This is a genomic window from Kitasatospora sp. MAP12-44 (assembly GCF_029892095.1).
Classification (GTDB): Bacteria; Actinomycetota; Actinomycetes; order Streptomycetales; family Streptomycetaceae; genus Kitasatospora.
In genome coordinates this window covers 5,266,453-5,285,950 of sequence record NZ_JARZAE010000004.1, presented here as the reverse complement: position 1 = coordinate 5,285,950, position 19,498 = coordinate 5,266,453, and the positions used below count along the sequence as shown (strand labels likewise).

General features: G+C 72.7%; 18 protein-coding genes. 9 read left to right on the top strand and 9 right to left on the bottom strand.

Going from position 1 to position 19,498, the window contains the following annotated elements; genetic code table 11:
- Window positions 1-37: 37 nt before the first annotated feature.
- A complete protein-coding gene (gene dapE, locus P3T34_RS24485; protein ID WP_280668196.1) occupies window positions 38-1,120 on the bottom strand; it encodes a succinyl-diaminopimelate desuccinylase in 1,083 nt (360 codons plus the stop codon).
- A 139-nt stretch (window positions 1,121-1,259) separates the two neighbouring features.
- Here dapE and P3T34_RS24480 point away from each other — a divergent pair, with 139 nt between their 5' ends.
- Window positions 1,260-2,315, top strand: coding sequence for a hypothetical protein (locus tag P3T34_RS24480; protein ID WP_280668195.1), 1,056 nt, complete (start codon window positions 1,260-1,262; stop codon window positions 2,313-2,315).
- A gap of 332 nt (window positions 2,316-2,647) precedes the next feature.
- A complete protein-coding gene (locus P3T34_RS24475; protein WP_280668194.1) occupies window positions 2,648-3,550 on the top strand; it encodes a hypothetical protein in 903 nt (300 codons plus the stop codon).
- A 66-nt stretch (window positions 3,551-3,616) separates the two neighbouring features.
- Here the strand turns inward: P3T34_RS24475 and dapC are convergent, their stop codons facing one another.
- Window positions 3,617-4,762 carry a succinyldiaminopimelate transaminase gene (gene dapC / locus P3T34_RS24470; RefSeq protein WP_280668193.1) on the bottom strand — a complete coding sequence of 382 codons (1,146 nt, stop codon included), beginning with the start codon at window positions 4,760-4,762 and terminating at the stop codon, window positions 3,617-3,619.
- A 20-nt stretch (window positions 4,763-4,782) separates the two neighbouring features.
- Window positions 4,783-5,112 carry a ferredoxin gene (gene fdxA / locus P3T34_RS24465; protein WP_280668192.1) on the bottom strand — a complete coding sequence of 110 codons (330 nt, stop codon included), beginning with the start codon at window positions 5,110-5,112 and terminating at the stop codon, window positions 4,783-4,785.
- A 199-nt stretch (window positions 5,113-5,311) separates the two neighbouring features.
- On the opposite strand from fdxA, the gene P3T34_RS24460 reads away from it, so the two are divergent.
- The gene (locus P3T34_RS24460) at window positions 5,312-6,268 is read left to right on the top strand and encodes a GNAT family N-acetyltransferase (protein ID WP_280668191.1); all 957 of its coding nucleotides are present in this window, start codon (window positions 5,312-5,314) and stop codon (window positions 6,266-6,268) included.
- A 125-nt stretch (window positions 6,269-6,393) separates the two neighbouring features.
- Window positions 6,394-7,278, top strand: coding sequence for a transglutaminase-like domain-containing protein (locus P3T34_RS24455; protein ID WP_280668190.1), 885 nt, complete (start codon window positions 6,394-6,396; stop codon window positions 7,276-7,278).
- A 22-nt stretch (window positions 7,279-7,300) separates the two neighbouring features.
- Here P3T34_RS24455 and P3T34_RS24450 read toward each other — a convergent pair whose 3' ends face one another.
- The 5 genes from P3T34_RS24450 to P3T34_RS24430 form a co-directional block, all read right to left on the bottom strand.
- Entirely contained in the window at window positions 7,301-7,930 is a 630-nt protein-coding gene (locus tag P3T34_RS24450; protein WP_280668189.1) for a response regulator transcription factor, read from the bottom strand.
- Complete coding sequence (locus P3T34_RS24445) at window positions 7,927-9,189, bottom strand: sensor histidine kinase (RefSeq protein ID WP_280668188.1); 1,263 nt, start codon at window positions 9,187-9,189, stop codon at window positions 7,927-7,929. Before P3T34_RS24445 ends, P3T34_RS24450 begins: the two co-directional genes overlap by 4 nt.
- Window positions 9,190-9,197: 8 nt before the next feature.
- On the bottom strand, window positions 9,198-9,920 hold the full coding sequence (locus P3T34_RS24440) for an ABC transporter permease (protein ID WP_280668187.1): 723 nt from the start codon (window positions 9,918-9,920) through the stop codon (window positions 9,198-9,200).
- The gene (locus P3T34_RS24435; protein WP_280668186.1) at window positions 9,917-10,885 is read right to left on the bottom strand and encodes an ABC transporter ATP-binding protein; all 969 of its coding nucleotides are present in this window, start codon (window positions 10,883-10,885) and stop codon (window positions 9,917-9,919) included. Before P3T34_RS24435 ends, P3T34_RS24440 begins: the two co-directional genes overlap by 4 nt.
- A gap of 151 nt (window positions 10,886-11,036) precedes the next feature.
- Complete coding sequence (locus P3T34_RS24430; RefSeq protein ID WP_280668185.1) at window positions 11,037-13,172, bottom strand: alpha/beta fold hydrolase; 2,136 nt, start codon at window positions 13,170-13,172, stop codon at window positions 11,037-11,039.
- 280 nt (window positions 13,173-13,452) lie between these two features.
- On the opposite strand from P3T34_RS24430, the gene P3T34_RS24425 reads away from it, so the two are divergent.
- The 3 genes from P3T34_RS24425 to P3T34_RS24415 are packed head-to-tail and all read left to right on the top strand — an operon-like array spanning window position 13,453 to window position 15,022.
- A complete protein-coding gene (locus P3T34_RS24425; RefSeq protein WP_280668184.1) occupies window positions 13,453-13,647 on the top strand; it encodes a DUF2304 family protein in 195 nt (64 codons plus the stop codon).
- A gap of 29 nt (window positions 13,648-13,676) precedes the next feature.
- Window positions 13,677-14,570: an N-acetyl-1-D-myo-inositol-2-amino-2-deoxy-alpha-D-glucopyranoside deacetylase gene (mshB, locus tag P3T34_RS24420; RefSeq protein ID WP_280668183.1), complete on the top strand. Its 894-nt coding sequence runs from the start codon at window positions 13,677-13,679 to the stop codon at window positions 14,568-14,570.
- The gene (locus P3T34_RS24415) at window positions 14,567-15,022 is read left to right on the top strand and encodes a DUF6113 family protein (protein WP_280668182.1); all 456 of its coding nucleotides are present in this window, start codon (window positions 14,567-14,569) and stop codon (window positions 15,020-15,022) included. The genes mshB and P3T34_RS24415 overlap by 4 nt, the downstream gene beginning before the upstream one ends.
- 337 nt (window positions 15,023-15,359) lie before the next feature.
- Here the strand turns inward: P3T34_RS24415 and P3T34_RS24410 are convergent, their stop codons facing one another.
- Complete coding sequence (locus P3T34_RS24410; protein ID WP_280668181.1) at window positions 15,360-15,551, bottom strand: hypothetical protein; 192 nt, start codon at window positions 15,549-15,551, stop codon at window positions 15,360-15,362.
- A gap of 104 nt (window positions 15,552-15,655) precedes the next feature.
- Here P3T34_RS24410 and P3T34_RS24405 point away from each other — a divergent pair, with 104 nt between their 5' ends.
- Window positions 15,656-17,785, top strand: a complete 2,130-nt coding sequence (locus P3T34_RS24405; RefSeq protein WP_280668180.1) for a hypothetical protein — start codon at window positions 15,656-15,658, stop codon at window positions 17,783-17,785.
- A 551-nt stretch (window positions 17,786-18,336) separates the two neighbouring features.
- Window positions 18,337-19,362, top strand: coding sequence for an ABC transporter permease (locus P3T34_RS24400; RefSeq protein ID WP_280668179.1), 1,026 nt, complete (start codon window positions 18,337-18,339; stop codon window positions 19,360-19,362).
- Window positions 19,363-19,498 lie beyond the last annotated feature (136 nt).

Genomic DNA, 19,498 nt, shown 5'->3' with positions numbered 1-19,498 from the left:
GATGACCGGCGGGCCAACTACCGGGTGACCCGGCCGACTACGCGGTGAGCCAGTCGCGCAGCCGCTGCTCGCACTCGGCGATCGCGGCCAGCGAGCAGTGCTCCTCGCGCTTGTGCGCGAGGTTCGGGTCGCCGGGGCCGTAGTTGACGGCCGGGACGCCGAGCGCGCTGAACCGCGCGACGTCCGTCCAGCCGAACTTGGCGCGGGCGGTGCCGCCGGTGGCGGCGAGGAAGGCCCGGGCGGCGGGCTGGCCGAGGCCGGGCAGCGCGCCGGGGGCCGAGTCGGTGACCTCCAGCGGAAAGCCGTCGAAGACCTCGCGCAGGTGCGCCTCGGCCTCGGCTTCGCTGCGGTCCGGCGCGTAGCGGAAGTTGACGGTCACCACGCACTCGTCCGGGATCACGTTGCCCGCGACCCCGCCGCGGATATCGACCGCGTTCAGGCCCTCGCGGTACTCCAGACCGTCGATCTCCACCCGGCGCGGCTGGTAGGCGGCGAGCCGGCCCAGCACCTCGGCGGCATGGTGGATGGCGTTGTCGCCGAGCCAGCTGCGGGCCGCGTGGGAGCGGACGCCGGTGAGCGTGATCCTGACCCGCATGGTGCCCTGGCAACCGCCCTCGACCATCGCGCCGCTGGGCTCCATCAGCACCGCGAAGTCGGCCGCCAGCCAGTCGGGGCGCTCGCGGGCGAGGTGGCCGAGCCCGTTGCGGCTGGCCTCGATCTCCTCGCAGTCGTAGAAGACGAAGGTCAGGTCGTGGTTGGGCGCGGTCAGCGTGGCGGCGAGCCGCAGCTGCACGGCGACGCCGGACTTCATGTCCGAGGTGCCGCAGCCGTAGAGGAGGTCGCCGTCCACCCGGGAGGGCAGGTTGTCGGCGATCGGCACGGTGTCCAGGTGGCCCGCGAGCAGCACCCGCTCGGCGCGGCCGAGGTTGGTGCGGGCGACCACGTTGTTGCCGAAGCGGTCGACGGTGAGATGCGGGTAGCCGCGCAGGGCGGCCTCCACGGCGTCGGCGAGTTCCTGCTCGTTCCCGCTGACCGACGGGAAGTCGACGAGCCGCGCCGTGAGCGCGCCGCCGTCCAGGGTGAGGTCGAGGTCGGCCAGGGCGCTGTTCGGGCTCGTCATGGTCGCCAAGCGTAGCGCCGGTCTCCGCTTCGGTGACGGGGGGCTACTGTTCCCAGCGCAACCGCCGAGGGACGCACAGTCGTCCGAGTCCATGGTGACTGAGTACGGTGTGCGATAACAACGCGAGGTGAGAGGGGCCGTGGTGGCCATCGACGACGAAGCGACCGGTGGCCGGCGGCGACCGCTGCGCTGGGTGCTGACCGGGATGCTGCTGGCCGCGGCGGTCGTGGCGGGTGTGCTGGTCTGGAACCGGCAGCACCCCGCGATCCCGCCGGAGGGCTGCTCGGTGACACCGGCCGGTGGCAAGCCGGTGACCATGGACATCGAGCAGGGTTCCAACGCCGCGACGATGGCCGCCGTGACCATCTCCCGCGGGCTGCCCGAGCGGGCGCTGACCATCGCGCTGGCCACCTCGATGCAGGAGTCCAAGCTGCGCAACCTGGAGGGCGGCGACCGCGACTCGCTCGGGCTCTTCCAGCAGCGGCCCTCGCAGGGCTGGGGCACCTCGGAGCAGATCGCGGACCCGGTCTACGCCACCAACAAGTTCCTGGACGCCCTGGTCAAGGTGCCCGGGTACGCCCGGCTGCCGCTCACCGAGGCCGCGCAGGACGTGCAGAAGAGCGGCTACCCGGACGCGTACGCCAAGCACGAGGCCCAGGCCGACATGCTCGCCTCGGCACTGACCGGCCGCGCGCCGGCCTCCTTCACCTGCACGGTGCACCAGCTGACCCCGGCCGCCGCCGCCCAGGCGCCGGTCGGCGACGCCGCCGCCGCGACCGCCTCCCCGAGTACGAGCACGAGCACCAGCACCAGCACCAGCACCAGCACGAACGCCGCCGCGGCCCAGCAGCTGAGCGACCGGGTGCGCCGTGAGTTCGGCCGCGCGGTCACCGCGGCGCCGACCACGGACGCGGCGGCCTCCGGCGACCCCAAGGCGGCGGCCGGCACCGTCCAGGCCCTCACCCCGGACCCGTCCGCCAACACCGACGCGGGCCCCGACGCGCAGCTGCAGAGCGGCTGGGCGGTCGCGCAGTGGGCAGTGGCCCACGCCCAGGAGCTCGGCATCGGCACGGTCGCCTACAACGGCCAGGTGTGGCGGGTCGACACCTCGGCGAAGGGCTGGCAGGCCCAGTCCTCCGCGACCGGTACGGACCGGGTGCTGGTGACGCTCGGCATGCCGACGCCCAAGCACTGATCGGGCGTCACCTCAGGTTGACGAATGGTCACCCGGCGGCTCTCCAGCCGGGTGAACACCGTCAAGCCGACCGGGCGTATCACGCTCCCTTTTGAGCAGCGGCCGACCCCTCGGCGGGGTGCCGCCGACACCCGGTCGAGCCCTTTCCCGGCAAGGGAAGTGACGTTTCTGCGACGCGCCCGGACAGCGGCGAAATGTCGCGAATGCCAGAAAAAGGATCATGCGATCTTTAGAGAGTCTTTGCCTCGGGCAGCCGAAACCTTCTCGCTCCTCAAGCGGTAAACACGACGTCCGCCCGCCGGACTGTCCTGCCCTCATCTCTTAGGAGCACCATGTCTCTCCCCCTCACACGTCGGATCGCCCAGGCCGCGCTGCTCGTCGCTGCCGGTGCGACGCCGCTGCTCGCCGGCGGGGTGGCCTCCGCCGCCGACCTGGTTCCGCAGCACACCGACCTCACCTCGGGGGTCAGCAAGCTGGACGGTCTCACCTCGGACTCGAACGTGAAGACCGAGACCCACCAGGTCGGCCAGGCGCTCGGCAAGACCGGCGCGCTGGCGGTCGGCACCGCCGTCCCGGCCGCGGCCGACGTGACGGGCACGGCGGCCACCACCGCGCTGCCGCAGAGCGACAAGACCCTGGGCGACCTCGGCCCGCAGTCCAACGCCACCAGCAACGCCACCGGCGCCGCCGCCCTGCTGGCCTCCCCCGCGACCGGGCTCGCCAAGGTCGCACCGACCCTGGCCGGCCTGCTGGCGGGCACCGGTGGGGCGCAGCGGGCGATGCCGGTCGGCCTGCCGAACTCGGCGCCGGCGCTGCCCACCGTGAGCGGGGTGGACAAGGTCGTCAACGCCGACACCGTCAGCAACCCGCTGGGCACCGCCGGGCACCTGACCGACTCGATCCCGGCCACCAGCAGCCTGAGCCACTCGCTGCCGACCAGGTCCCTGCCGACCGACGCGCTGCCCACCGCCGACCGGCTCGGCAGCGCGCTGCCGGCCACCTCGCTGCCGTCGACGGACAACCTGCTCGGCCAGCTGCCCGCCGCCGGCCAGCTCACGCACGGCCTGCCGGCCGCCCAGTCGCTGCACCTGGACCAGCTCAACGGCCAGCCGAGTGACAGCGCCCAGCGGCTCGGCGCCCTGCCCCCGCTCGGCGCCGGCAACGGCACCGACCCGGTGAGCGCCCTGCTGGGCGGCCTGACCGGCTCGCTGCAGCACCCGCCGGCCGTCAGCTGACACAGGTCGGCTGACACAGCGAAGGGGGCGAGCGCCGTGCGCTCGCCCCCTTCGTCGTGCCCGGGTTCAGCCCCGCAGCCGGGCCACCGCCGAGGCCACCCGCTCGTCGGTGGCCGTGAACGCCACCCGGACGAACCGGTCGCCCGCGGGCCCGTAGAAGTCGCCCGGCGCCACCAGGATGCCCAGCCGTGCCAGCTCGGCCACGGTGTCCCAGCAGGGCTCGTCCCGGGTCGCCCAGAGGTACAGGCTGGCCTCCGAGTGCTCGATCCGGAACCCGCGGCCCTCCAGCGCCGCCCGCAGCGCGGCCCGCCGCGCCGCGTACCGGGTGCGCTGCTCGGCCACGTGCGCGTCGTCGCCCAGCGCGGCGATGGTCGCCGCCTGGACCGGCGCCGGCACGATCATCCCGCCGTGCTTGCGGATCTCCAGCAGCTCCCGCACCACCACCGGGTCGCCCGCCACGAAGGAGGCGCGGTAGCCGGCCAGGTTGGAGCGCTTGGAGAGCGAGTGGACGGCCAGCAGGCCCTCGTGCGAGCCGCCGCAGACGTCCGGGTGCAGCACGGAGACCGGCTCGGCCTCCCAGCCCAGCTCCAGGTAGCACTCGTCGCTGACCAGCAGCACCCGGTGCTCCCGGGCCCACTCGACGGCGCGGCGCAGCTGCCCGGCCGTCAGCACCCGTCCGGTCGGGTTGGAGGGCGAGTTCAGCCAGAGCAGCCGGACCCGCGCCGGGTCGAGCTCGTCGACCTCGCCGTAGGCGACCGGCTCGGCGCCGCAGAGCCGCGCCCCGACCTCGTACGTCGGATAGGCCAGCCGGGGGAAGGCGACCTGGTCGCCGGGGCCGAGGCCGAGCTGCCCGGGCAGCCAGGCCACCAGCTCCTTGGAGCCGATCGTCGGCAGCACCGCCTGCGGGCCGATCTCGGCGCCCACCCGGCGCCGCAGCCAGCCGGCAACGGCCTCGCGCAGCTCCAGCGGGCCCCAGACGGTGGGGTAGCCGGGCGTGTCGGTCGAACCGGCCAGCGCCTTCTGGATCAGTTCGGGGACCGGGTCGACCGGAGTACCGACCGAGAAGTCGCACAGCCCGTCCGGGTGTGCGAGCGCGGTCGCCTTGTACGGCTCCAACTTGTCCCACGGGAAGGTGGGCAGGAGGTCGGAGACGCGGCGCGCCGCTCCCGGGTGGCCCGGGAACGGCGCGCGCACAGCATCGTTGGTGCTCACAGCTCAGCTGCCGCCGATCGTCAGTGCTGGTCCTGGTTCTGCGGCGAGAGCGCCTCGATGAAGGGGTGGTCCCGCTCGATCAGGCCGAGCTTCGAGGCACCACCGGGCGAACCGAGCTCGTCGAAGAACTCGACGTTCGCCTTGTAGTAGTCCTTCCACTCCTCCGGAGTGTCGTCCTCGTAGAAGATCGCCTCAACCGGGCAGACCGGCTCACAAGCACCGCAGTCGACGCACTCATCCGGGTGGATGTAGAGGGAGCGCTGCCCCTCGTAGATGCAGTCAACCGGGCACTCTTCGATGCACGCCTTGTCCTTGACGTCGACACAAGGCTGCGCGATGACGTAGGTCACGCTGTCGTTCCTCCTCGGAAGGGCTGGCCGCCCAAACTATGGTCCTGCGTGCGCGGGTGAGCGCGGCGTCGTCGATGCCCGCCCCTAGTATCGCGGGTCTGGGACAACAAATGCACAGGAGGTTGACTTGAGGAACCTGGGACCTGCTCCCGAGAGCCGCCCCGAGGTCCGGATAGACCGCTCTGACGTGGGAAGACGCGTGTCCGTCCGGGTGATCGAGGCGCTCCGGGACGACACCACCGGGCGCCCCGTGTTCCGCGATGTGATCGGTCTGCTCGCATCCTGGGACGATCTTGTGCTGACCGTGGTCCGCCGCGACAACACGGTCGCCGAGCTGGCGACGGCCGCGCTGGTCGCCGGCAAGGTGGTCCCGCCCTTCCCGGCCCGGCGGGCGCCGCTGCCGGACGCCACCCCCGTGGAGCTCCAGCGGATCGCCGCCCGCGGCTGGCCCGCCGTCGAGCAGGAGCCGCTCGGCGAGTGGACGCTGCGCGCCTCGGCCGGGTTCACCCGGCGGGCCAACTCCGTCCAGGCACTCGGCGATCCCGGCCGGCCGCTGTCCGAGGCGATGGCGCAGGTCCGGCAGTGGTACGCCGCGCGCGGGCTGCCGGCCGTCTTCGAGGTCTGCTCCCCCGGCTCGCCCGACGAGCTGACCGCCGAGCTGGCGAAGCTGGGCGCCGGCCTCAGCCCCACCCTGGTGCGCACCGCGCCGCTCGCCCCGCTGACCCGGCTGGGCCGCTCGCCCGAGCGGGTCAGGCTCTCCCGTACGGCGGGTCCGGGCTGGCTGGCGGCCTACCGGCGGTCCGCCGGTGACCCGGCGGTCGACCGGGCCGCGCTGCAGGTGCTGCACGGCGGCCCCTCGGTCTGGTTCGCCACCGTCCCCGGCGACGACCCGGCGGGCCTGCCCGCCGCGATCGGACGATGCGTCATCGACGGCTCCTGGGCCTGCTTCGGCGCGATCGAGGTGCGGCCGGACCTCCGGCGCCAGGGCCTGGCCGGCACGGTGATGGCCGTGCTCGCGGCCCGCGCCGCCGAGGAGGGCGCGACCGGCGGCTACCTCCAGGTGGAAGCCGAGAACGCCGGCGCGATCGCGCTCTACGACGGACTCGGCTTCACGACCAGTCACACTTACCACTACGCCCGGCTTCCGCAGCCGTAGCATCGCGCGTAGGTTCCCCACACCGCCGTCCCACGCCGCACCGTCCCATGCCTCGCTGGCACCGCCACACATGCACACGAGAGCCCGCACGAGAGCCCGCACGCACGAAAGCCGCCACAGCCACCGTGACCGAGCAGAGCAGAGCCCGTTTCCGCACCGAGGCCAGGTCCGAGCACCCCGATCCGGTGCTGCTCTGCCTGCTCGCGGCCGCCGAGCACACCCTGGCCGACTCCGGCTACACCGAGGACGGCCGGTTGGAGCCCGCCCCGACCCTGGACGCGCTGTCGGCCGCCTGCCAGGCCGCCCTGGACCGGCACGCCAACGCCGTCCGGCTGGCGGTGGCCGAGCGCTCCCCCGCCACGCCCGAGGAGACCGCCGCGCTGCTGGCAGCCGTGCTGGGCGGGCGCGAGCGGTTCCACGGGCAGCCCTCCGACTACCGGCGGCTGGAGTCCTCGCTGCTGCCGGACGTGCTGCGGCGTCGGCGCGGCCTGCCGATCATGCTGTCGCTGGTCTGGTCGGCGGTCGCCGCCCGGGCCGGGCTGATCGTGCACGGCGTCGCGCTGCCCGGCCACTTCATCGTCGCGGTCGGCGGGCCGAGCCAGCCGGACGAGTATGTGCTGGCCGATCCGTTCCACGGCGGGCGGCTGCTCTCCCCGCAGGATGCGGGCGCCCTGGTGACCGCCGCCGGCCACCGGTTCTCCCCCGAACTGCTGAACCCCGCACCCCCGTTGGACATCGTGCTGCGGGTCCTGGGCAATATCCGCAGCTGGGCGGCGGACCGTCCCGAGCACGCCAGGACCCAGCTGTGGGCCACCGAACTGGCGCTGCTACTGCCCCGCCACCCGGCCCAGTTGCGCCTGGAGCGCGCCGAACTCCTGGTGCGCACCGGCGACTTCCTGGCCGGTGCGGCCGAGATGGACGCCTACGCCGAGATCCTGGACGCCTTCGACCCGGAGTCCGCCACCCGGGTCCGCCAGGAGGCCAAGGCCGCCCGGCACCGGCTCAACTGAGGCTGCCGCCAACCGGGTTGGTTCAGAGCCAGCCCTTCTCCCGGGCGACCCGTACCGCCTCGCTCCGGTTGCGCGCGGCGGTCTTCTGGATCGCCATCGAGAGGTAGTTGCGCACCGTGCCCTCCGACAGGTGCAGCCGGCGGGCGATCTCGGCGTTGACCGCGCCGTCCGAGGCCGCCGCCAGCACATCCCGCTCGCGCCCGGTCAGCGGGTTGGCCCCCTCCGCCAGCGCGGCGGCCGCGAGCACCGGGTCGATCACCCGCTCGCCGCGCAGCACCCGCCGTACCGCCTCGGCGAGTTCGGACGCCGGTGCGTCCTTCACCAGGAAGGCGTCCGCGCCCGACTCCATCGCCCGCCGAAGGTACCCGGGCCGCCCGAAGGTGGTGGCGATGACGATCTTCGTCTGCGGCCGCTCCCGCCGCAGCAGGGCGGCCGCCTCGATCCCGGTCATCCCCGGCATCTCGATGTCCAGCACCGCGACCTGCACGTCGGCCGCGACCGCCGCCGCGACCACCTCGTCCCCGCGCGACACCTGCGCGACCACCTCGATGTCACCCTCGAGACCGAGCAGCGCGGCCAGCGCCTCCCGAACCATCCCCTGGTCCTCGGCAAGCAGTACGCGGATGGCAGCCGGACTCTGATCGTCGCTCATGCCCCCGACGATAGTGCCCGCTCTGCCAGCGGCTCCTGGGCGGTGGCGCCGAGCGGGACAAGGGCGCGCAGGCGAAAGCCCCGGCCCAGCGGGCCCGGCCCGCTCTCCAAGCGGCCACCGACCAGGGCGAGGCGTTCGTCCAGGCCCGAAAGGCCGTTGCCCGGCGCGGACTTGCCGGGTCCGCGGCCGTTGTCGGCGATGTCCAGCACGGCGAACCGGGCGCCGTCGCCGTCCCAGGTCTCGTCCATCGCCACCGTGCAGATGGTGGCGCCCTCGGCGTGCCGGACGATGTTGGTGACCGCCTCGCGCAGCGCCCAGGCCAGCGCGCCGGCCTCCGCGTCGCCGAGCCCGGGGAGCTGCTCGGCAGCCGTCGGCGCGGCCTCCAGGGTGACCCCGACGGTGTCCAACGCGGTGCGGGCGGCGGCCAGTTCGACCGGCAGGGTGGGGCGGCGGAACCCGCTGACCGCCTCCCGTACGTCGATCAGCGACTGCCGGGCCACCTGCTCGATGTCGGCCACCTGGGCCCGGGCCGCCTCGGACTTCTCGGCGTCCATGAAGCGCCCGGCCAGCTCGCTCTTGAGGGTGATCAGCGAGAGCGAGTGGCCGAGCAGGTCGTGCAGGTCACGGGCCATCCGCAGCCGCTCCTCGGCGGCCGCCAGGTGCGCCACGGTCTCCCGAGCCTCGCGCAACTCCCGCATGGTGCCCACCAGTCGCTGCAGGCCCGTCATCGCCAGGCCGCTCAGGAAAGCCGGCAGCAGCAGACCCGGCAGCGCCGCGCGCTCGGTGTGGGTCAGCAGGGCGACCACGGTGGTCAGCACGCCGGTCGCCAGCACCCCGCGCACGGCGTACCCGGACGGCAGGACCGCGCCGATGACCACCGAGGTGTAGGTGAAGAGGACGATCCAGGCCGGGCTGAACGCGAACGAGGTGGTCGTGGCGATGACGACCAGCAGGGCCACCAGGGGGTAGGTGCCCCGCGAGACCGTCCCGCGCATCGAGCGGAAGACCACCAGCAGCAGGTAGCCGGCCAGGAACGCGGCCATCGCCAGCCAGCCGGTGACGGCCTGGGCCGTCGAGTACGGGCCGTGCAGCAGGTCCTGGACCGGATAGAACAGGTAGATCATCCACACGGTCATCCAGCAGAGCTTGATCAGCAGCTGGCGCCGGTTCTCCACCGGCACCCCCGGCTGCATGGCGAAACGCCCCCGGCCCTCCTCCCTCGACTCGTCGGGGCGGTGGTCCAGCGGCGTCTCGGGCATGTCGGCCATCATGCCTGCTGGGTGTCCTTGCGGTACAGGAAGGCCGCCGCCGCGACGAAGACCACCAGGAACCCGGCCAGCCCGGCCGCAGCGGCGGTGTCCAGCGCGTTGCCGGGGTGGATGAAGCCGGCCAACTGGTTGTAGAGGTACACCGGGTTGAAGCGGGCGAAGCTCTTCATCGAGCCGCTGATCGGGTACCAGGTCCCGCCGAAGGCGGCCATCAGCATGTAGACGATCATCACGATCGGCTGCACCGCACTCGGCTCGGCCGCGTAGCCCAGCGCCACCCCGAGCGCCGCGAAGACGAAGCTGCCCAGCCAGAGCACCGCCAGCAGACCGAGCCACTGCCCGGCGCCCAGCCGTACGCCCTCGGCCGCGCCGAGCGCGAAGACCACCAGGATCGCGGGCAGCGTGGTCGCCGCGCAGGAGGCGATCTTGGCCACCGTGTACGCCCGCCCGGGCAGCGCGGTCAGCCGCAGCTGGCGCACCCAACCGCTCTTGCGCTCCAGCGAGATGCGCTGCGCGCTGCCGGTGAGCACCGCGCCGACGGCGCCGAAGGTGGCCATCGAGACCATGAAGTACGACTTGGCACTGACCCCGCCCGCCACCGACCCGCCGTGGTAGACGCTGACGAAGAAGTAGTACATCAGCGCGGGGTACAGGATCGTGAAGAACAGATAGCGCTTGTTGCGCAGGGTGCGCAGGATCTCCAGCTTGATCAGGGTGGTCATCGCACGCTCTCCTCGGTCTCCAGCACGCCGTCCTCGGCGTCCTCGGCGTCGCTCTCTCCGGTGATGGTCAGAAAGGCCTGCTCCAGGCCCAGGCTGCTGACCTCCAGGCCGCGCGGGTAGAGCCCGGCCCGGTAGACGGCCGCGACGTCGGCGTCCGCGTCCGTGCTGCGGATCCGCACCGTCCGCACCCCCGCGGTGTGGCCGCCGACCTCCAGCGCCACGAGCCCGGGCAGGGCGCGCAGCGTCGACTCCTCGAACGGGCCGTCCCCGACGTGCAGTTCGAAGCTGATCCGGCGGGCGCCGGCCTTCGCCTTGATCTCGGCCGACGAGCCGTCCGCGATCAGCCGACCGCGGTGCAGCACGAGCACCCGGTCGGCGATGGAGTCCGCCTCCTCCAGATAGTGGGTGGCGAACAGGACGGTGCGTCCGGCGTCCGCCTGGCGGCGCATCGAGGCCCAGAACTGCCGGCGGACCGAGACGTCCATCCCGGTGGTCGGCTCGTCCAGCACGATCAGGTCGTTCGCCCCGGCGACGGCCAGCGCGAAGCGGACCCGCTGCTCCTGGCCGCCGGAGAGCTTGTCGACCCGGCGATCGGCGATCTCCTCGATCGCCGCGTCGCACAGCACGTCCGCGGGCCGGTGGCCGCGCGGGTGCACCTCGCAGGCCAGCGTGACCAGTTCACGGACCTTCACATCGGTCATCAGCCCGCCGCTCTGCAGCATCGCGCCGACCCGCCCGGCCGCGATGGCCGCCCGCGGCGCGCCGCCGAAGAGCGTCACGCTGCCCTCGTCGGGCTCGCGCAGCCCGAGCAGCAGGTCGAGGCTGCTGGACTTGCCCGCGCCGTTGGGGCCGAGCAGAGCAACGGTCTCCCCGGGACGCAGCACCAGGTCGAGGCCGTTCACCGCCCTGACCCGCCCGTAGCTCTTGCTCACCTGCCTGAAGGCCGCAACCTCTTCGCCGCTCATCCGCCCGTTCCCCTCTCGCACCCGTTCTGAGGGCTCAAGAATCCCGCGGCGCGGGGGGCGGTCGGCAGTGTGCGCAGTCGTGCGTCGGCTATGACGGATGTCATGGCGGTGGCCCAGTCCCCGCAGCGGACCGGGCCACCGTCCGTGCAGGTCAGAGGCCGAGCGAGGCCTTCAGAAAGTCCACCTGGAGCAGCAGCAGGTTCTCCGCGACCTGCTCCTGCGGCGTCATGTGGGTGACCCCCGAGAGCGGCAGCACGGTGTGCGGGCGGCCGGCCGCGAGCAGGGCGGACGACAGCCGCAGGGTGTGCGCGGCCACCACGTTGTCGTCGGCCAGCCCGTGGATGATCATCAGCGGGCGCTCCAGCTTGGGCGCGTCCGCGATCAGCGAGTTGGCCTGGTACACCTCGGGCCGCTCGGCGGGGTGGCCTAGGTAGCGCTCGGTGTAGTGCGTGTCGTAGAGCTGCCAGTCCGTCACCGGCGCGCCGGCCACCGCGGCGTGGAAGACGTCCGGGCGGCGCAGCACCGCGAGCGCGGAGAGGTAGCCGCCGTACGACCAGCCGCGGATGGCGACCTTGCCGAGGTCCAGCGGGAACTCCTCGGCCAGCGCGTGCAGCGCCTCGACCTGGTCGTCCAGGGTGACGTCGGCGAAGTCGAAGGCGATCGCCTTCTCCCACGCCGGGCTGCGACCGGGGGTGCCGCGCCCGTCCGCGACCACCACGGCGAAGCCCTGGTCGGCGAACCACTGCGAGGGCAGGTTGGCGTTGTGCGCCTGCACCACCTGCTGGCCGTGCGGCCCGCCGTACGGGTCCATCAGGACCGGCAGCGCCCCGTCCCGCTCGCGGTCGTAGCCCGTCGGCAGGATCACCGCGCACGGGATCCGCCGGGCGCCGGCCAGCCGGAACTCCGGACGGGTGGTCAGCACCGGCGTCTGGGCGTACGAGGTGACGACCGCGAGCTGCTCCTCGCCGCGCAGCAGCTCGGCCCGCCGGCCCGGGCGGTCCGGAGCGGAGCTGGCGAGCAGCGTCAGACCGCCGCCGCGGACGGCGTCCAGCGCGCCGGCCCGGCGCAGCAGCACCGTCTCGGAGCCGTCCAGGGCCGCGCGGTAGAGGCCGACCAGGCCCGGCGCGGTCGCGCTGTCGCCCTCGCCGGGCGCGGCCGTGAAGAGCACCGAGTCCGCGTCGATCGAGAGCACCGCGCGCAGGTGCAGGGTGTCGTCGGTCAGCCGCAGGTCGCCGACCAGCAGGGCGCGGTGGCCGGGCTCGTCGCTGATCCGCACCAGCCGGCCGTCCGGCGTCCAGGCGGGCGCACCGCTGAACAGCTCGAGCCAGGCGGCGTCCTGCTCGGCGACCAGCGTGCTGGTCTCGCCCGACGCGCTGTCCAGCGTCAGCAGCAGCTGGCTTCGCTGGTCGCGGGCCTGCACCAGCAGCAGCGGCGGGCCGCCGGCCGACCAGTGCACCCGGGCCAGGTAGGGGAAGGCCGCGCGGTCCCAGCGGGCCTCGACGCGCGAGCCGTCCAGGCCGAGCACCCAGAGGGTGACGTCGGCGTTGGGCGTGCCGGCGGCGGGGTAGGCGACCTCGGCGGGGACGGTGGCCGGGTTGGCCGGGTCGGCGATCCACCAGCGCTGCACGGGCGCGTCGTCGGCGCGGGCGGCCAGCAGGCGGTCGCTGTCGGGGGACCACCAGAAGCCGCGGTCCCGGCTCATCTCCTCCTGGGCGATGAACTCGGCCTGGCCCCAGGTCACCCCGGCGCTCTCCGGCTCGGCGAGCGCGCGGTCGCCGGTGCCGTCCGCGGCGACCACGCGCAGCTCGCCCGAGGTGGTCGGGTAGGCGATGTGCCGGCCGTCCGGGGCGGGGCGCGGGTCCACCAGCGGCCCGGCGGCGGGCAGTTCGCGGACGGTGCCGACGGCGGTGAGGTCCGCGGCGAAGAGCCGGCCGGAGAGCGCGAAGGCGGCCAGCGCGCCGGCAGCGTCCAGGCCGTAGCCGACGATGCCCGCGGAACCCTCGCGGCTGCGCTCGCGGCGAGCCCGCTCGGCCGGCGAGAGGTCCTCCTCGCCGCCGCCGAGCAGGGCCTGCGGATCGGCGGCGATCCGCTCCTGGCCGGTGGCCGGGTCGAGCGTCCAGAGCAGGTTCGCCCGGTCGGTGCCGGACCGCGAGCGCAGGAAGACGACCCGCGAGCCGTCGGGCGCCACCGCGAAGGAGCGGGGCATGCCGACGGTGTAGCGCAGGGTCCGCGCGTACTGCCGGGGGAAGGTGTCCGTGGGGGACGAGGCGGCGGCTTCAGTGGTCATGGCATCGAACCCTACGGCCTCGACGTGTCGCTGCTCACTCTTTCGGCGTACGCCCGAGAACTGGTCCGAACGGCCCCCCGCACCCCCTCCGACCGGGGCATGCGCCCCCGAATGCCCCGGTGCTCCGACACTTCCGGGCTCACTGAAAGTAATGCAATCCTCACTGATCGGGTATTCCTAGATCAGCGATGCGGACGAGGTCTGTCCGGTTCGCTGCCTGTCCCACGGTCCCGACCGTCACCCGCACCGGGTGGCGCACCCGAGAGGGGTGTGAGCCGTCATGGCCCTGTCCATCTCCGCAGCGATGCTGATGCTGGTCATCGTGGTGGTGCTGATCCGCCGGTCCGGCCTCAAGTTGGCCCACGCGATCGTCTGCGGCCTGCTGGGGTTCTATCTCGCCTCCAGCTCCATCGCGCCGTCCATCACCGAAGTGACCAGCAACCTTGCCGGGATGATCAATGGCCTGAAGCTCTGACCTTCCCCGCAGTGGTTACGCTGCTCCCCATGACCGCTGCTGCCCCCGAGCGCCGCCTGCTGCTGGTGCACGCCCATCCGGATGACGAGTCGATCGTGAACGGCGCGACGATGGCCCGTTACGCGGCCGAGGGTGCCCAGGTCACGCTGGTGACCTGCACCCTCGGCGAGGGCGGCGAGGTGATCCCGCCCGAGCTGGCCCACCTGACGGCGGATCGCGAGGACACGCTGGGCGACTTCCGGATCGGCGAGCTGACCGCCGCGATGCGGGAAGTCGGCGTGAGCGACTTCCGCTTCCTCGGCGGCGCCGGGCGCTACCGCGACTCCGGGATGATGGGCGTGCCCGAGAACGACCGCCCGGACTGCTTCTGGCAGGCCGACCCGGACGAGGCGGCCGGCCACCTGGTCGCCGTCATCCGGGAGACCCGGCCGCAGGTCCTGGTCAGCTACGACGAGAACGGCGGCTACGGGCACCCGGACCACATCCAGGCGCACCGGGTCGCGATGCGGGCCCTGGAGCTCGCCGCCGATCCGGCCTTCCGGCCCGAGCTGGGCCCGGCCTGGCAGATCGTCAAGGTCTACTGGAGCCGGATGTCGCGCTCGGCCCTGCTGGTCGGCCTGGAGGAGGCCGCCGCCTGCTACCCGGCGGCCGCCGAGCCCTCGGACGTCCCCGGGGTGGTCGACGACGAGCGGATCACCACCGTGCTGGACTGCACGAAGTACGCCGACCGCAAGGCCGCCGCGATGGCCGCGCACGCCACCCAGCTCACCGTCTCGGGCTCGTTCTTCGCGCTCAGCAACAGCCTGTGGCAGCCGCTGTCGGCCGTCGAGTACTACGAACTGGTCCGGGGCGAGGGCGGCACCGAGCGCCCGGAGAGCGACCTGTTCGCCGGCATCCCGTCCGCTGGAAACGAGGCTCGATGAGCACGTCCGCGCTCAGTACGCTGCGCACCCTGCTGCACGCCCCGCTGGGCACCCGCGCGCAGCGGCTGGCCGAGCCGCTGCCGTCCCGGCGCGCCCGGATCACCGGCTACCTGGTGCTCTTCCCGCTCGGCGCGGTGGTGTCACTGTGCGGGTGTTTCGTGCAGACCCTGTGGAGTCCCTGGGGACTGCTGCTCGCTCTGCTAGCGAACGTCGCGGTCTTCTACGGCGGCCTGCGGCTGACCGGCACCAAGCTCGGCGCGGGCGTCCCGCTGGCCGGCTGGTTCGTGATGCTGATGGTGCTGATGGCTCCCCGACCCGAGGGGGACTTCATCCTGGCGGCGGGCTTCAACGCGTACGCCTACCTGCTGATCGGCCTGGTCAGCGGGGTGATCTGCACCACCCTGCCGACCCGCTCGCCGTTCGCCTTCGGCATCCCCAAGCAGCGGGACTGACCACACGTCCGACTGTCCTCGCACGACGGGCAGTCAGGGCCACCCGCCCGTAGTGTCGTCGGTGAGGAACCGGACGTATCACCTTCTAAGGGAAGCGGTTCCCCATTCGGTTGTTCCCAGTATGGTGGTGCCGCAGCATCGTCGGACGGGCCGCACGGCCGGACGGACGCCCCAGCAACCCGCGGCCTGTGGCTTGACCGCCGCGACCGCGAATCCGGAGCAGAGCAGCATTGAGCAGCCGCGAATCTGACAACCCCTTCCAGCCGCCCCGCCGCGGGGGCTCCCCCAGTCGGCGGCCGGGGGAGGGCCCCGACGCCTACCCGTCGGGCACGCCGCCCTACGGCACTCCGGGGGTCGCGAACGGCTTCGGCACCGGCGCGCCCGGCACGGGAGGTGACACCTTCCATGGCGCCGCGGGGGCGGCGGAACCCGAGGTCCCGAAGACCGAGACCACGCTGACCACCCGGATCTCGATCAACATCCCCGGCTCGCGCCCGATCCCGCCGGTCGTGATGCGCAGCACCGTCAAGCCGGAGGAGTCGCAGGCCGGCCCCGCCGAGCAGCCAGGACCGGCAGGTCCGCGGCACCGCTCCGGCGCGCCCGCCTCGCCGGTGCTCGGAGTGATGGAGGCCGGTGGCCGCGCCGGCGCGCCGCCGAACCTGCCGCCCGAGTGGCAGACGCCGCCGAGCGCGCCGGAGACCAGCGAGTCGGATTCGACCGGCGAGTGGTTCCGGCCCCGGCAGAAGAACCGGCCCCGAGCCGGCCGCCGCGGCCGCACCGGCGCCGGCCCCCGCGCCCGCCCCGGCCGCGCACCCGGCTCAGACTCAGGCTCAGCCGCAGGCGCCGGCACCGGCCCCGGCGGCGTCCGGGCTGGCCGCGGGCTCGCCGTACGAGTCCGGCGACCGCTGGCAGCCGACGCCCGCGCCGCAGTTCTCCGCGGAGAGCACCCAGCAGATCCCCACCGCGCGGCCGACCGGCGCGCCGGCCTCGCCGTTCGCGGGTGGCAGCACGCAGCAGCCGGGCGCGACCCAGAACCGCCACCGCGCCGAGGGGCAGCAGTCCGGCGCGCCGCAGGGCGGCTACCCGGCCGATCCGTACGCGGCCGGCCCGGCGGACCCGTTCGCGGCTCGGGCGCAGCGGGACCCCTTCACACCCCGCGATCCCTTCGCGCGCTCCGGCGAGGCGCCCGCGCCGATGCCCACGCCGGACCCGTACGGCACCGGCACCGGCCCCGGCGCAGGTGCAGGCCCCGGTGCAGGCCCCGGCGGTCCGGCGCCGCGCCGACCCCAGGGACCGGGCGCGCCCGGTCGGTTCGCCCGCTCGCAGCCGCCGGCCGAGCCGTTCCCGCGCTCCGAACCGTTCCCGCCGACCGGGCAGTTCCCGCAGGGCGAGCCGTTCCCGCGGGGCGAGCAGTCCCCGCGCTCCGAACCGTTCCCGCCGACCGGCCCCATCCCGCCGGTGCGCTCCGCCTTCACCGAGAGCGGCCTGCCCGAGGGCGGTTTCCCCGGCGGCCGGTCCCCCGAGGGCCGCTTCGCCACCGGGCAGTCCGGCGACCCCGAGGACACCCAGATCGGCGGATTCCGCCCGATCGGTGACGAACTCCCGGCCGGCGCCATACCTGGACTGCCCGTCGCGGGCCAGTACGGCACCGCCCAGGGCGCCCCGCGCCACGCCGGTCCCGGGCCCGCCACGCCGCCCGGCCCGCTCCGTGGCGGGCCCGCCAGCCCCGCCAGGCCCGAGGCACCCGCAGGGCCTGACCCCGCCGCCCCGGCCCCGGCCGCGCCCAAGCCTGCCGCGAGCAGCAAGCCCAAGCCCCGCCCGCGCTCCCAGAAGCTGCTGGTCTACGCCGTCGGCGGCGCGCTCTTCGTGGGCTCCGCGGCCTATGGAACCGGCCTGATGCTCAACCAGGCCGACGTCCCGCGCGGCATCACCGTCCTCGGCACCAACATCGGCGGCGATACCCGCGACCAGGCGATCCATCAGCTGGACGCGACGGTCGGCAAGATCGGCCAGCAGCCGATCAAGCTCACGATCGGCACCCAGACGCTCAGCCTCGACCCGGCCACCGCCGGTCTGAGCTTCGACACCACCGCCACCGTGGACAGCCTGACCCAGCACAGCTACAACCCGCTCGACGTGATCGGCTCGCTCGCCGGCGGCAGCAAGGCCGTGCCGCCGAAGGTCAGCGTGGACCAGGCCAAGCTCAAGGTCGCGCTGGACCTGCTCGCGGCGCAGTCCACGCAGGGGCTCAAGGAGGGCTACGTCCAGTTCAACGACCCGGGCGACCCGAGCGTGGTTCCCGGCGTGGCCGGCCAGGTGGCGGACGGCGGGGCAGCCGTCAACCAGGTCCAGCAGAGCTATCTGGACCGGGCCGCCGGCAAGAACGACCCGCCGATCGCCCTCGCCGTGACGGCCGCTCAGCCGAAGGCGTCCCCGCAGGCCCTGCAGGCGGCGGCGGACGGTCTCGGCCAGCAGATCGTCAGCGCGAAGGTGACGGTCATCGCCGGCACCAAGCGGTTCGTCTTCACCCGGTCGATCGCCAGCAAGGTGCTGACGCTGGCCCCGGACGCCACCGGCGCCATCGGCCCCAAGTGGGACCTGGACCAGCTGAACACCGCCCTTGGCGGCGTCTTCGACAAGCTGAAGTTCCGTAAGAGCGACGGCACGCTGGCCCCGATCACCGCGCAGGATGTCGCCGACGGAATCGCTTCCGTGTACGACAAGAACAGCGATGCGGAGCGCACCTTCAAGTTCCGCTCGTGACATGTCAAAAATCCTTCATCGGGGCCCCGGAGTTCATCTCTCTCCGGGGCCCCGATGTGTTTCCCGGCGACTTCCCGCCAGTGGCGTGTAACTGACAGCGGGTCTGGGCAGCACCACTCCGGACGGATTCCGGGGGGCACTTGAAAGGCTGACGAATAGTCGCCGATGGCGGTATCCCGCCAAATCCGTCCGATAACCGGACGCTGAAAACCGGCGGGTAATCCACTCAAACCGGGCATATTAGACACCTGGATCTACGCGCGTCGACCTCCCGAGGCGCGGAGTGTCGCGTTCACATACCGGTGTTACTAAGCCCTCGTTACGAACTCATGAACGAGGTTTGTCGGAAGATGTCCGTTTTGTGGCGTCTTACTCACTGCTTGTCAAGTAGCTGAAAGCTACAACCTGGTGGACATTCCAGAACGAAGCCAAAACTGCCCGCCCAGGCACTCAGAAACTCTTGACGTTCGATAAACGAGTTGCGAGAGTCCGTTCGACCAACTTCTTTCATCGTTGCTGCTGCACAGACCACCGGCGGGAGCTTTCGCACCATGACGACGCCAACTGAGGACACGACAGAGACCGACCCGGTCCTCGTCGCGTCCGCTACGGACCTCACCGGCAACAAGCCGGGCGAGTTCCTTGGGCGCACCCCGGGCCAGATTGCCTGGAGCCGCTTCAAGCGCAACCGCATCGGTGTGCTCTGCGCCGGTATCGTGATCTTCTTCTTCCTGATCGCCATCTTCGCCCCGGTGATCAGCGCGCTGTACGGCCAGTCGCCCTTCATCCCCTACGGGCTGCGCAACCCGTCACTGCTCGACGACTACGGCGTGCCGATCGGCCCCGGCTACGGGATGAACGCCCAGCACTGGTTCGGCCTCACGCCGAACAACGGGTACGACATCTTCATCAAGCTGATCTACGGCATCCGCACCTCGCTGGGCATCGGCCTCATCGTGACGATCGTGTCCAGCATCCTGGGCATCTCGATCGGCGTGGCGCAGGGCTACCTGGGCGGCCGCTTCGACTACTTCGTCGGGCGCTTCTCGGACCTGCTGCTCGGCCTGCCGAGCCAGCTGTTCTTCATCGCCTTCACGCCGATCGTGCTGAACATGTTCGTGCCGGCGGACCAGGAGACCCCGATCCACATCCGGATCATCGCGATCGTGCTGGTGCAGACGGTCCTGGGCTGGATGGCCACCTCCCGTCTGCTGCGCGGTCTCGCGCTGAGCCTGCGTGAGCGCGAGTACATCGAGGCCGCGAAGATCGCCGGTGCCTCCTCCTGGCGGATCATCTTCAAGGAGCTCATGCCGAACCTGGCGACCACGATGCTGGTCCAGGTGACGCTGCTGCTGCCCGCGATGGTGACGGCCGAGGCCGGCCTCTCGTACCTGGGTGTCGGCATGGTCGAGCCCACGCCCGACTGGGGCCTGATGTTCCTCGACTCGGTGCGCAACTACCAGAACGACCTGACCTACCTGCTCTTCCCCGGCCTTTCGCTGATGGTCTTCTCCGTCGCGTTCAGCCTGTTCGGGGACGCCATCCGGGACGCGCTCGACCCGAAGACCATTCGCTGAGCCGCACCATCCCAGGCACCGCTGTACAACCCCCGCTCTACCCCAGTCCGGCCACCCCGGGGCAGTGCCGCCCCGCCGGTCCGCGCTGGCCAGTCCAGATGACCAGTGACAGGTAGGAACCAATGAGAATTCGCAA

Coding starts and splice junctions, on each gene's coding strand:
- dapE (WP_280668196.1), bottom strand. CDS start 1,120: ATGACGAGCCCGAACAGCGCCCTGGCCGACCTCGACCTCACCCTGGAC.
- P3T34_RS24475 (WP_280668194.1), top strand. CDS start 2,648: ATGTCTCTCCCCCTCACACGTCGGATCGCCCAGGCCGCGCTGCTCGTC.
- P3T34_RS24450 (WP_280668189.1), bottom strand. CDS start 7,930: ATGAGCGACGATCAGAGTCCGGCTGCCATCCGCGTACTGCTTGCCGAG.
- P3T34_RS24445 (WP_280668188.1), bottom strand. CDS start 9,189: ATGCCCGAGACGCCGCTGGACCACCGCCCCGACGAGTCGAGGGAGGAG.
- P3T34_RS24440 (WP_280668187.1), bottom strand. CDS start 9,920: ATGACCACCCTGATCAAGCTGGAGATCCTGCGCACCCTGCGCAACAAG.
- P3T34_RS24435 (WP_280668186.1), bottom strand. CDS start 10,885: ATGAGCGGCGAAGAGGTTGCGGCCTTCAGGCAGGTGAGCAAGAGCTAC.
- P3T34_RS24430 (WP_280668185.1), bottom strand. CDS start 13,172: ATGACCACTGAAGCCGCCGCCTCGTCCCCCACGGACACCTTCCCCCGG.
- P3T34_RS24425 (WP_280668184.1), top strand. CDS start 13,453: ATGGCCCTGTCCATCTCCGCAGCGATGCTGATGCTGGTCATCGTGGTG.
- mshB (WP_280668183.1), top strand. CDS start 13,677: ATGACCGCTGCTGCCCCCGAGCGCCGCCTGCTGCTGGTGCACGCCCAT.
- P3T34_RS24415 (WP_280668182.1), top strand. CDS start 14,567: ATGAGCACGTCCGCGCTCAGTACGCTGCGCACCCTGCTGCACGCCCCG.
- P3T34_RS24400 (WP_280668179.1), top strand. CDS start 18,337: ATGACGACGCCAACTGAGGACACGACAGAGACCGACCCGGTCCTCGTC.